General features: G+C 45.6%; 11 protein-coding genes. 6 read left to right on the plus strand and 5 right to left on the minus strand.

What is annotated here, in order from left to right; all coding sequences use genetic code 11:
* Positions 1 to 35 precede the first annotated feature (35 nt).
* Complete coding sequence (gene arsB, locus NL643_RS09565) at positions 36 to 1,091, plus strand: ACR3 family arsenite efflux transporter (protein WP_253644331.1); 1,056 nt, start codon at positions 36 to 38, stop codon at positions 1,089 to 1,091.
* Positions 1,092 to 1,133: 42 nt separating this feature from the next.
* Here the strand turns inward: arsB and NL643_RS09570 are convergent, their stop codons facing one another.
* Together NL643_RS09570 and NL643_RS09575 are read right to left on the minus strand one after the other, a co-directional pair.
* Entirely contained in the window at positions 1,134 to 1,913 is a 780-nt protein-coding gene (locus NL643_RS09570; RefSeq protein ID WP_005391234.1) for a helix-turn-helix transcriptional regulator, read from the minus strand.
* A 21-nt stretch (positions 1,914 to 1,934) separates the two neighbouring features.
* Positions 1,935 to 2,468 (minus strand): YbhB/YbcL family Raf kinase inhibitor-like protein, encoded by a 534-nt coding sequence (locus NL643_RS09575; RefSeq protein ID WP_005391235.1) that lies wholly within the window; start codon positions 2,466 to 2,468, stop codon positions 1,935 to 1,937.
* 188 nt (positions 2,469 to 2,656) lie between these two features.
* Here NL643_RS09575 and NL643_RS09580 point away from each other — a divergent pair, with 188 nt between their 5' ends.
* The gene (locus NL643_RS09580) at positions 2,657 to 3,448 is read left to right on the plus strand and encodes a PhzF family phenazine biosynthesis protein (protein WP_253644332.1); all 792 of its coding nucleotides are present in this window, start codon (positions 2,657 to 2,659) and stop codon (positions 3,446 to 3,448) included.
* 86 nt (positions 3,449 to 3,534) lie between these two features.
* On the opposite strand, the gene NL643_RS09585 is transcribed toward NL643_RS09580, so the two are convergent.
* Positions 3,535 to 4,569: a lactonase family protein gene (locus NL643_RS09585; RefSeq protein ID WP_253644333.1), complete on the minus strand. Its 1,035-nt coding sequence runs from the start codon at positions 4,567 to 4,569 to the stop codon at positions 3,535 to 3,537.
* 544 nt (positions 4,570 to 5,113) lie between these two features.
* Between NL643_RS09585 and NL643_RS09590 the strand changes: the two genes are divergently transcribed.
* The 4 genes from NL643_RS09590 to NL643_RS09605 all read left to right on the plus strand — a co-directional run bounded on the left by NL643_RS09590 (position 5,114) and on the right by NL643_RS09605 (position 10,014).
* Positions 5,114 to 6,745: a methyl-accepting chemotaxis protein gene (locus NL643_RS09590; protein ID WP_253644334.1), complete on the plus strand. Its 1,632-nt coding sequence runs from the start codon at positions 5,114 to 5,116 to the stop codon at positions 6,743 to 6,745.
* 293 nt (positions 6,746 to 7,038) lie between these two features.
* Positions 7,039 to 7,986, plus strand: a complete 948-nt coding sequence (locus NL643_RS09595; RefSeq protein ID WP_253644335.1) for an HlyD family secretion protein — start codon at positions 7,039 to 7,041, stop codon at positions 7,984 to 7,986.
* Between the two features lie 4 nt (positions 7,987 to 7,990).
* Complete coding sequence (locus tag NL643_RS09600; protein WP_253644336.1) at positions 7,991 to 8,917, plus strand: ABC transporter ATP-binding protein; 927 nt, start codon at positions 7,991 to 7,993, stop codon at positions 8,915 to 8,917.
* Entirely contained in the window at positions 8,917 to 10,014 is a 1,098-nt protein-coding gene (locus tag NL643_RS09605; RefSeq protein WP_253644366.1) for an ABC transporter permease, read from the plus strand. Before NL643_RS09600 ends, NL643_RS09605 begins: the two co-directional genes overlap by 1 nt.
* 109 nt (positions 10,015 to 10,123) lie before the next feature.
* On the opposite strand, the gene NL643_RS09610 is transcribed toward NL643_RS09605, so the two are convergent.
* Together NL643_RS09610 and NL643_RS09615 are read right to left on the minus strand one after the other, a co-directional pair.
* Positions 10,124 to 10,495 carry a hypothetical protein gene (locus tag NL643_RS09610; RefSeq protein ID WP_005391248.1) on the minus strand — a complete coding sequence of 124 codons (372 nt, stop codon included), beginning with the start codon at positions 10,493 to 10,495 and terminating at the stop codon, positions 10,124 to 10,126.
* A gap of 176 nt (positions 10,496 to 10,671) precedes the next feature.
* Entirely contained in the window at positions 10,672 to 11,619 is a 948-nt protein-coding gene (locus NL643_RS09615) for an endonuclease/exonuclease/phosphatase family protein (RefSeq protein WP_253644337.1), read from the minus strand.
* Positions 11,620 to 11,636 lie beyond the last annotated feature (17 nt).

The following is an 11,636-nucleotide window of genomic DNA, read 5'->3' on the forward strand; positions in this document are numbered from 1 at the left end:
TATCGCCTTTCGACGATAAACGAATAGAGATCACTATGACGACTGAAGTTTTAAATAGTGCCAGCGAAAAAATGAGCTTTCTTGACCGCTACTTAACGGTTTGGATCTTTGTCGCAATGGCCATCGGCGTGGGGATAGGCGCAGCCTACCCGCAAGTAGCAGAATGGAACGAAGCAATGTCCGTTGGTAGTACGAACGTACCACTCGCCATTGGTTTGATTTTGATGATGTACCCACCACTCGCCAAGGTGAACTACGGTCTATTAGGAACGGTAACGAGAGATAAAAAAGCCATCACGCTGTCTCTGGTTATGAACTGGGTCATCGGCCCAATCCTGATGTTCGTTCTTGCTTTAACCTTTCTTGGTGATCATCCAGGTTACATGGTCGGTATTATTTTGATTGGCCTTGCACGCTGCATCGCTATGGTTTTAGTGTGGAATGATATTGGCGGCGGCAACAAAGAATATGGCGCGGCCTTGGTGGCATTAAATAGCGCATTTCAAATTCTGACTTACAGCGTTATGGCTTGGCTATTCATCACCGTACTTCCACCGTTCTTTGGCTATGAAGGTTTTGTGGTTGATATTTCCATGGGAGACATTGCGGAAAGCGTATTGATTTACTTAGGCATTCCGTTCCTCGCTGGTTTTCTCAGTCGTAAATGGTTAGTCGCTGCAAAGGGTGAGAAGTGGTACAACGATGTGTTTATTCCTCGAATTTCACCCATTACTTTGATCGCTTTGCTCGCCACCATCGTGCTGATGTTCAGCCTCAAAGGAGAGATGATTTTACAGCTACCAATGGATGTGTTCCGCGTGGCAGTCCCACTAGCGATCTACTTCGTATTGATGTTTTTTACCAGCATCTTTATCGGGAAGAGAATGGGCATCCCCTACGATAAAAATGCCTCCATCGCTTTTACGGCGACGGGCAACAACTTCGAGCTGGCGATCGCGGTTTCCATTGCTGTATTTGGCCTGAACTCCGATCAAGCATTCGCTGGCGTGATTGGTCCGCTAATCGAGGTTCCTGTTCTGATTGCTTTGGTTAACGTCGCACTGAGGATGAAAACCAAATACCAGAGCTAAAATTGGAAACATAAAGATCGAGCCAAACAGCAATATTAAGTACTAACTGACGACAGTTTTTATGTACTCACTGGGCGTTAAACCAAACTTCCCTTTAAATCGTTGGCTAAAACGGCCTTCCGATTGATAGCCACACAACTGCGCGAGTAACGCAACGTTGTATGAACCATTTTGCATCAGGTAGAGTGCGTGATTTAAGCGCACTTCTGCCAGCACTTCGCGATACTGAGTGCCCTCTTGCTTGAGTTTGCGTATCAACGTTGCTCGGCTCATAGCAAAGCGCTCAGCAACAAATTCCAAAGGGTGGTCATCGCCCGGAGAGCGTGACAGATAGCGGCTGAGTTTCTGACTGAACGAGGTATTGGAACTCGAGAAAAGCCGATGCAATAGTCCTCGCTCTGCTAACTGCTGATACAACCCCATCATCCAATAACGTTGCGTCGCTTCACTTAAACTTTCCCGTTCAAAAGAAAACAAGGCATTTAATGTCGCTTGCAGTGCTTTGTCTGTCTCCACCGCTGGGACGTAATTTCCCAATGCATTACTCATACTCAGCTCTAACATTTCATCGCTAGGTACGCAGTGAAAACTGAACATTCGTGAAAGAAAACGCCCTTGTTGAGGAAGGTTTTCAAAATTCAGCGAAGCGTTTGCTTCACAAAGCATGATGTTAGGATGAAGAATATCAAACGCTTCGTTTTTCCAAAACAGACGCTTACTCCCTTTAATGATCTGGATAATACTCGGGGAGTGAATCCTGACGTTACGTAGCTTTTGCTGCTGCTCCGCACGAAACAGCGTCACTTGATATTGATGCCCCATCTTCTCCCCTTTCGTATTCAATTATCGTGTGTAAGTCGCGGTTAACTTCGCGTTGTCCAATGCAACACTATTCAACGTAAATCCTACAACCGCCGCTGGCGTGTTCTCATCCAAGTTCAACTTATCACTCGGCAGCGCCCAAACGGTAAACTGGTAGCGGTGCATACCATCTTTTTCTGGCGGACATGCGCCGCCAAAACCAGTAGTACCGTAATCGATACGAGACTCCTTACCGCCGAGCTTACTGATATCAACGCCACGAGGCAGCTCGTTAACTGAGGCTGGAATATCAAACGCTATCCAATGCCAAAAACCACTGCCTGTTGGTGCATCAGGATCGTACGCGGTAATCGCAAAACTTTTTGTACCCTTTGGAACGTCTTTCCACATCAGTTGTGGAGACTGGTTCGCACCATCACATCCCCAACCTGAATATTCAAATGTCTTCGCCATTGGATGACCTTCTTGAATATCTTTGCTCGTTAGTTCAAAAGCATGGGCAGAGCCGATAACCAAAACGCTAAGGGCCAAAACAGACTTGTGAATCGCTTTCATGTGTTTCTTCCTTTCAATGAGTTCAATTCAAGTCTATTCATCAACCCAAGCCAGGGCACACCAATAAGTATCATAAAACATAAAATCATAGTCTATTTTGAAACTTTAAGATTCTAACATAAATTTCTTATTTTCTGAGTTGCATCTGGTTTATGCTAACTAACCGCTCATAGAACAAGGAAGACAAAATGGAACTGGATATCTTCGTCGTTGACGCATTTACAGACACGCAATTTAAAGGCAACTCAGCCGCAGTTGTACCCTTGCAAGAATGGTTAGAACCAGAGCGAATGCAAAACATTGCAGCGGAAAACAACCTCTCTGAAACCGCGTTTGTTAAAGCGATTGGTACTAATCAATATGAAGTACGCTGGTTTTCGCCACTCACAGAAATCGACTTTTGTGGACACGCAACGCTCGCCGCTTCCATGGTGTTGTTCGACCAACTCGGCGTTACAGGAAGTATTGAGTTTCACACATTAAAAGTGGGCACCTTAACCGTAATTAAGAACGCACTTGGCAAGATTGAAATGACATTTCCGACAAGAGCACCACACCCCGTCAACGCCGTTCCTACGCAATTAATTGAGGGATTAAACTGCGAAGTAACACACGTACTGCTTAGCCCGCAAGCTTACTTCGTCATCGTGGAAGATGAGCAAACCGTTTTCGATGTTCAATATCGATCCGACCAACTGAAACAACTCGCCCCTTACGATGTCGTCGTCACATCAAAAGGCAGTCAATACGACTTTGTATCTCGCTACTTTTGGCCAGCGAACGGCGGAGATGAAGACCCTGTCACAGGATCAATCCACGCAGGCTTAGCACCATATTGGGCGCAAGAGCTCGGCAAAGCATCTTTAGTGGCGTATCAAGCATCAGCGCGTGGTGGCGTTCTGTACTGCGAAGTCAAAGAGGATTGCGTCAATGTATCTGGTGATGGTGTGTTGTATATGAAAGGCAAAATTTACGTCTAAGTGTGCCTCGAAGATTGGCGTTAACTGTTTTTATCCTTGAGAGCCTAGCCGCCCGCTAGGCTTTTCTATTTCCTGCTGCTTCTGCGTTAATCGTTACAAAGGTGTTCGACAATACACACTGGAGAGCCTATCTCACAGTCATAACCCGTTGCAGTAATTTCCCCTGTTTGAGGATTGCGACGAAAGCTCACCACATTGTTGGAATGTTGATTGGCAACCAGCAACCACTTTTGATCATGAGACAACACAAAATCTCGTGGAAAAGCCCCTTCACAGTGAATGGCTGCTCGCCTTTTGGGCGTATCACCAGACACATCAAACACACTGATTTTGTTCTGAGCTCGGCAAGAGACATACAAAAACGTTTCATCTAACGAAAGACGAATCGCCGCCGCCGCTTGCTGATTCTCTTCCCCTTCTAATAATTCTGTTTGATTCGAGATAAGCCATTTATCTTGGTGCTTAACCAGAACAATCAAGGTTTCTGACAGTTCGCAAGCCACATACGCTGTCGACTCTTGTTGGTTAAACACCACATGGCGCGGTCCCGAACCTGCGGGTAAATGAATCACTTGCGACAGTGAAAAATCCGACTGTTGAGCCTCGTAATCATAAATAAGGACGCTATCGCTGCCTAAGTCTACGACAACCAATTGATCACTGTGCTTTAAAAACGTGACTTGATGAGCGTGAGGAGAAGTTTGGCGCTCTAAATTCGGCCCGCATCCATCAACGTATAAATCCGTCAACAAACCAAGCGGTTTACCATCGCGATCCAATTGAAATACGCTAACATTTCCAGAGCCATAATTAGCAACCGCCAACAACGGTTCTTTGATATCCAAATGACACGGATAATCGCCATTAATCGGCAAAGAGACGGATTCACTACCGCGAAAAAACGCGAGCTCTGCACCTGCATTTCTATCCATTTCGCTAAACGTATACAGCCCGTGTTCGGTGATCGTGAGATAGGACGGATTACGTTGAACAGCAACATCGTCAAGCCGAGTCAGTTCACCCGTTTCAGTGTTCAGCGATACACGCGCAATGCCCGTGCTCGTACTCGGTGGGTTGGTGTAAGTGCCAATATAAAAATGCACGTGACCAGTTGTTGTCATGGATGACCTTATATGAGTGATTCGTATTATTCAACACCTTGCCTATTGTCATGGCAGACCGCAATCCATTTTACGAATCAGCCACTTAAAATGTGAAGCAATTGCTCATTTAAAACCGCAACGACATCGCCGTTTGCAGTTAAAGTGGTTTGGCGTTTTAAACAGTATGTCAGCCTTGAGCATGAAAGCCTCGACTTACGGTTACCTTCAAGTGTTATATTAAAGACAAAGAATGTATTTTATGTTCAAGATCTAAGTTTCATTAGCAAACGCTATAATAAGAAACAAAAATCGGGATAAAATAAATAATAATCATGTAACAGTTAATTTTCCTATAAACACCAAATTGAAACACATTATTAATTTACATTTATTTATAAATTATAATTAATTCTATAAATAACAAGGATTTATTTTAATTATGAACATTTAGATTACGACTTAATTTTATTCACGATAAATTTATTTGAGACATTAATCACACTATATTTCAAATCTCAGTAATAGACTCCGAGCCTTTCAAACCCCCATTATCAGTGAGTCTATGAAACTTTCTAATTTAAGTATCAAGTATAAAATCAGTGCGCTGATTTTGATCATTTCGTTATCTGTTATCGCTCTCTCCGTTTTCTTTACATCTGAAATCAAGATGATAGAAGGAAAGCTTACCGTATTTTCTGAAACCACCGTACCTAGCGTATTGCTCGTAAAAAATACCGAAATTGAACTCGGAATTTTAAGAAAGGATGAATTCTCTTTATTAACCAATGTGAATCACCCTCAATTCATGGAATGGGTAGCCGGATTAGAAAAATCTGAACAGAAAATTGATAAATATCTAGACCAATATGAGAAAGGACTGTGGGATCAACGCGACCGAGACGCTTTCAATAAAGTAAAAAGTGCCTGGGTTAAATACAGTGCGTTTAACAATGAATACGCTAAGTTGCTATTGAACAATAAAATCGATGACGCAAATGAAACATTGTTAAACGGATTTTCTACATTCACACAATTATCCGATGCAATTCGTGATTTAGTGGAACTAAACCAAACCTACGTACAAGAAGATATTGCTAGCGCTCATGAAGCAGTGCGCAGCGCAATCACCTACAGCATTATTGCTATCGTCGCGCTATTGGCATTGAGTTTTACGCTAGGCCTATTCCTAACCAAACAGATCTGCACACCACTAAATTACGTGGTAAACATGGCGTCGAAAATCGCGTCGGGCGACCTAACTTACCAGCTTCCACGTAACAAAATTGGTCATGATGAGCTTGGCACCTTGGCAGATGCCTGCGTTGATATGCAAGCGAAGTTGCTTACTTTGGTCGACAGTATCTCGTCAACCACAGCTCAAGTAGGCACCGCCATTGAAGAAGTGAGCGCGATTTCCGAACAGACTTCAACCGGCATGGATGAACAACAAGTTCAGCTAAACCTTATCGCAACAGCAATGAACGAGATGCAAGCGACAGTAAATGAAGTCGCCAGCAACACCGAAGCGGCGTCAGAAACTGCAAACAGTGCTTCTCACGATGCGAAAGAAGGTCGCGGCGTCGTTCAAGAATGTATTAACCAAATCCACGAAGCGTCATTGGCGATTCAATCGGTTGGCAACATGGTGACAGAACTGGAACAAGATGCGTCTAACATTAGCGTTGTGGTTGACGTTATCCAAGACATCGCAGAACAAACCAACTTGCTTGCGCTTAACGCTGCCATTGAAGCTGCGCGCGCTGGTGAACAAGGCCGTGGTTTTGCCGTCGTAGCGGATGAAGTGAGAACGCTAGCAAGCCGCACTCAAGCTTCAACCGAAGAGATCATCACGATCATCTCTAAACTGCAAAATTGTTCGAAGAGTGCCGTTTCAGCAACAAATAACAGCAGCGATTTGATTCAAGAGTGCGTTGAGCAAGCACAAAAAGCCGGTGCAACCATCGACCAAATCGAAAAAGGCGCAGATAACATTGCTGAAATGAGCATTCAAATTGCGAGTGCTTGCAGCGAGCAAAGCTCGGTAACAGAAGAGCTGCATCGTAACGTGGAACACATCAACCAGTTCTCTAGCGAAGTGGCGACAGGTTCACGCCAAACAGCAATTGCATGTCGCGATTTAAGTGAGTTGGCGGTAGGTCTACAAGAGATCGTCGGCCAATTCAAAACTGCATAGTCACTCACGTCAATCTTATCTATTCAAGCCCAGCGCTCATCGCTGGGCTTTTTTAATGTCATTTGCCGATAAAAACCGGAGCTTGGTCAAGGTTCTTTAAATTGAGGCCTTCATAGCCCTCTTCCAACGCTAAGCCTCTCTATTTAAAAAGAATCGCTTGTAGATAAAATGCTAAGCTCTAAAAAGAAATCGTTATGGATGGCAGTTAGCGACGGGTTGGCAGGCTCAATCAACACGCTCCCGTTCACAAGTTATCTATTCATGCATTACTTCTTCAAAGGAAGCACCGCACTATGAAGCGAATCATTTTTGGCACATTGATTATTGCCCTTTTAAGCGCCTGTTCGAAAGATAACACGCACCAAGCGCTTGGCACCTTAGAACGTGACCGCGTAACGTTTACCGCCACATCTAATGAGATAATTAGAGCCCTTCCTGTCAAAGAAGGCAGCTTGGTCAGTGAAGGGGAAGTGTTGGTTCAGCTCGATACCAAGAATCAACAAGCAGTTCTTGCGCACGCCGTTGCCGAGCAAGCCAAAGCGGGAGCGTATTTGCTTAAATTGACCAATGGTGAACGCCCAGAAGACATTGCTGCTGCATCGGCACGCGTAGCCCGAGCGGAAGCGCAGCTCACCGAAGCGCAGAAAAACTATCAACGCAAAGCAGAACTAGTGCGTAAAAAACTCATCAGTCAATCCGAAAAAGATTCCGCTCTTGCGGCAAGGGACTCGGCGAGAGCCGAATTAGACTCAGCAAAAGAAGAGTTCAGTAAGCTCACCGCAGGTTCTCGCCTCGAAGACACCGAACAAGCTAAAGCCGCTTTAATGGCGGCAAAAGCCGAAGTGGCGTTGCAAGAGCAAAAACTGGCAGAACTCACCATCACGGCTACGCGTGACGGTACGCTCGATAATTTGCCTTACAATCTTGGCGAACGCGTACCAGTAAACGGTGTGGTTGCCGTGATTCAAGCCAACCGCGTGCCGTATGCGCGAGTGTATGTTCCTGCCGATTATCGAATCGGGTTTATTCCTGGAAAAACCGTGACGGTAAATGTCGATGGCCTTGAGAGTCCATTACAAGGCACCGTACGTTGGGTGGCTAGTGAGCCTTCATTCACGCCCTACTTCGCACTAACCGAAGAAGAACGTTCACGGTTGATGTATCTAGCAGAAGTTGATTTACCTGAGTCTGCAAAAACGTTGCCGTCAGGTGTGCCTGCCCAAGTAGATTTGGTGGAGTAAGCCAATGACCGAGTATGCAATTCAAGCTCAAAATGTGGTCAAAAAGTTCGGCGACTTTACTGCTATCAATAACATCACACTCAACGTGCCCAAAGGCAGCATTTACGGATTTTTGGGGCCAAATGGTTGCGGTAAGTCGACCACCATTCGTGTGCTCACCGGCCTTCTTAGCCCAAGCGAAGGCAGTGTGGATGTGCTTGGATTAGACATCCCAAAACAATCCGAACAACTGCGGCTCAAAATTGGCTACATGACACAAAAGTTCTCGTTGTACGATGACCTATCCGTTCAAGAAAACCTCGAATTTATTGGGCAAATTTTTGGTTTAAGCAGCAAGTCGCTGAAAGAGCGGATAGAAGAGCAGCTCACCACTTACGGGTTGGATCAATTGCGCAAACAGCGCGTAAGCGGCATGAGTGGTGGACAAAAGCAGCGCCTTTCACTCGCCGCGGCGACCATGCACAAACCCGAACTGCTATTTTTGGATGAGCCGACATCCGCCGTTGACCCCGAAAATCGACGCGATTTTTGGGAGCAGTTGTTCGACTTGTGCGATCAAGGTACGACGATTTTGGTCACCACGCATTACATGGACGAAGCGGAACGCTGCCACCGTCTGGCAATCATGGAATCAGGCGAAATTCGTGCCGATGGTGAACCCGAACGGTTAATGGAACAAATGGGCGTTAATATCATTGAGGTGAAAGCCGACAAACTTCGTGAACTTAAAGAAAAGCTGATTCAACGTGACGAAGTTCGCTCTGCGGCGCAGTTGGGGATTCGTTTACGCATCCTTATCCACCAGCATGTCGAGCAGCCGATTGAATGGTTAAAGCAGACGTTTCCTGAACTTCAAAACGCTGAAATGAACCTCGCTCGCCCAAGCTTAGAAGATGTTTTTGTCAGCGTGACAGGGAAAGGCCGCCAATGATGAAACCTATCGCTCGCATGAAAGCCGTCATGATCAAAGAGATTCGCCAACTTTCCCGTGACCGAATCACATTTGGCATGGTGGTGATGATCCCGCTTATCCAGCTTTTGCTGTTCGGCTTCGCAATCAATACGGACATTCGCAACATTCCGGTAGGTGTTGTTGACCAAAGTGGCAGCACCGCCGGGCGGATCATTACCCAGTCCGTCAAAGTCACTCAAGTGGTGGATATCAAAGAAACCTATGCCACCGCGCAAGAGGCTGAACAAGCGATTCAAGATGGTATTGTGCGCGCAGTGCTGATTTTGCCAAGCGATCTCACACAACGCATGATGCAAGGTCGAGAGCTTGGGCAATGGATTGTGGATGGGTCAGATACCATGATCAGCTCGGCAATATTGTCGTTGCAAACCATGCCATTGACCGATTTTGATTTCGAGATTCGCCCAGCGCCAAGCAAAACATTCGAAGTCGCACTCTACTACAACCCAAGTCGGCGTTCTGCGGTCAACATCGTACCCGGCTTACTCGGTGTGATTCTCACCATGACGATGATTTTGTTCACCAGTGCCGCGATTGTACGAGAACGTGAACGGGGAAATTTGGAGCTATTGATCACCACGCCCATCCACTCAATAGAGCTAATGGTGGCGAAAATCGTGCCGTATATCTTTGTCGGCTTAATTCAGGTTTTCATCATTCTAGGGTTGGGACATTGGATTTTCGGCGTACCGATTAACGGTGCAATCAGCCAAATTCTATTTGGAACCTTGTTGTTTATCGCCGCCAGCTTAACTTTAGGATTAGTCATATCCACCATCGCCACAACACAACTTCAAGCGATGCAAATGACGGTGTTCATTCTTCTGCCTTCGATTCTGTTGTCTGGATTTATGTTCCCTTACGAGGGCATGCCAGTCGCAGCACAGTGGATTTCAGAAGCCCTGCCCGCCACTCACTTTATGCGCATGATTCGAGGCATTGTGTTGCGAGGGGCGGATCTGATGGACTTATGGCGAGATACCCTTTGGTTGCTCGGGTTTACCGTATTTGGATTGGCCGTCGCGTCACTGAGGTTTAAGAAATCACTCGATTAAACTTGCCAATTTTTTCTTTTCAGCAGAAACAAAAATAGCCTCGACAATGAGGCTATTTTTGTTTGGATATTCAAATTTAGTTTTACCGGACTTAACTAAGCAACTCATCTTAATAATATTCGCCGTACGAGCAGTCTCGTAAGTCTGAAATACTGTAGTTTTTCAAAGAGTTGATTTTAAAGTTAAACACCACCTGTTTACAGACGACACCTTCACGATCAGTATAGGTAATAAAGCCTTCACTGTAAGCACGTTTGCCATCAGAAGACGTAACATCGGCCACGAGCTCTAAATGCCCTTTGTGCGCCTCTACGCGGTTCATCATTTCAAACACATCCATCCACTCTTCGCGATTTGCCATTTGTATCAACATGGATTTGGCCTGTGTTTCCAACTGCTGCGGATACACGTAATAACGGTTGTAACCAAAGTATGCGCACATCAGTAATAGAACGAGTGCAAATGAGGTTGTTCTTGTCATGCAAGCTGCCTCTTGTTGTTATAAAAACTCTGCTTCGTTAATTCAGTATAGGAAGCGAGCAAAGTTTAGGTTATAGAACTTGCTCAAATAACAGAGGATCGTCAGAGACAGTCAATTCTATGACAAGCTCAGTACCGGTTTTACTTATGAAACATGACAAATTCTAAGAGCTTGAACTATGGAACATGCACACCGATCTGGGTTGTCACCATGCGGTGATCTGAGCCTTGTGGAAAAGCAGAGGATTCACGAGAGCAAATGATTCGCTGTCCTTGCTCAGACTTTAGCCACAAGTGATCAATACCTATCATCATCGGCTCTGGCACGTTTATGCCTTTGATGTTAGTTGGCCAGCTCGTCACTGGCGCGGTTTGAAAACTCGGGAACAGCGTAGAAAAACGAGGGCTAACCGAGGAGAGATTGAAATCCCCCACAACCAACACCTCTGGCTCGGGATAAAGCGCGGTCAGCGTTTCTATGGTTCGCACCAACGCATTTCTTTGATGCCAAAGCTCGCTGGTTCTTGGTGACGGTGGATGAGCCGCAAACAAAGTGATCGGTGCTTGACCTTTAGGCAACCAAACCGCTCTGATGACTTCTTGTCCATTTGGCGCACGATAAACCGAAACCTCCGTGATCGGGTGTCGGCTAAGAATCATCAAATTTGATGGGTACCCTACGTCACGTTGGCCACCATGATAATGCGGATAGACATCATCCAACATGTGCAAGAGGCTACCAACTCGCGGCGTCAGCTCTTGCATCACCACCAAATCAGCAGGATGCCTCAACAGATAGTTGATGAACTGATTGATGTCTGAGTTTTCGTAAAAAAGATTAAATTGAATGACGCTCAACGAGTGCGAGCAAGACGCCACATGACTGCGCTGCGGCGAAACAAGTAACGAGACAAACAAAATAGCGACAAAGGCAGAAAATGCACTTTGCAACCATCTGCGAGCGATAAAAAACGCCGAGGCTAAAATAACGTAAGTGAACACAATGAGGGCGGGAATCGAGGTAAGATTCTCCGCCCACCAAATATGTTCAATTTGCCTGACCGCCAGCCAAATAAGAGCGGGTAGAAGCAATATGATCCACTTAAAAACGCTCGACACACGCACTGCACATTTCGCTATTA

Source organism: Vibrio sp. Y42_MX_L11, assembly GCF_024181785.1.
GTDB classification, from domain to species: Bacteria; Pseudomonadota; Gammaproteobacteria; order Enterobacterales; family Vibrionaceae; genus Vibrio; species Vibrio diabolicus.

Bases quoted from the DNA above. Each gene is read 5' to 3' on its own strand.
- arsB (WP_253644331.1), top strand. From the start codon at position 36: ATGACGACTGAAGTTTTAAATAGTGCCAGCGAAAAAATGAGCTTTCTT.
- NL643_RS09570 (WP_005391234.1), bottom strand. From the start codon at position 1,913: ATGGGGCATCAATATCAAGTGACGCTGTTTCGTGCGGAGCAGCAGCAA.
- NL643_RS09575 (WP_005391235.1), bottom strand. From the start codon at position 2,468: ATGAAAGCGATTCACAAGTCTGTTTTGGCCCTTAGCGTTTTGGTTATC.
- NL643_RS09580 (WP_253644332.1), top strand. From the start codon at position 2,657: ATGGAACTGGATATCTTCGTCGTTGACGCATTTACAGACACGCAATTT.
- NL643_RS09585 (WP_253644333.1), bottom strand. From the start codon at position 4,569: ATGACAACAACTGGTCACGTGCATTTTTATATTGGCACTTACACCAAC.
- NL643_RS09590 (WP_253644334.1), top strand. From the start codon at position 5,114: ATGAAACTTTCTAATTTAAGTATCAAGTATAAAATCAGTGCGCTGATT.
- NL643_RS09595 (WP_253644335.1), top strand. From the start codon at position 7,039: ATGAAGCGAATCATTTTTGGCACATTGATTATTGCCCTTTTAAGCGCC.
- NL643_RS09600 (WP_253644336.1), top strand. From the start codon at position 7,991: ATGACCGAGTATGCAATTCAAGCTCAAAATGTGGTCAAAAAGTTCGGC.
- NL643_RS09605 (WP_253644366.1), top strand. From the start codon at position 8,917: ATGAAACCTATCGCTCGCATGAAAGCCGTCATGATCAAAGAGATTCGC.
- NL643_RS09610 (WP_005391248.1), bottom strand. From the start codon at position 10,495: ATGACAAGAACAACCTCATTTGCACTCGTTCTATTACTGATGTGCGCA.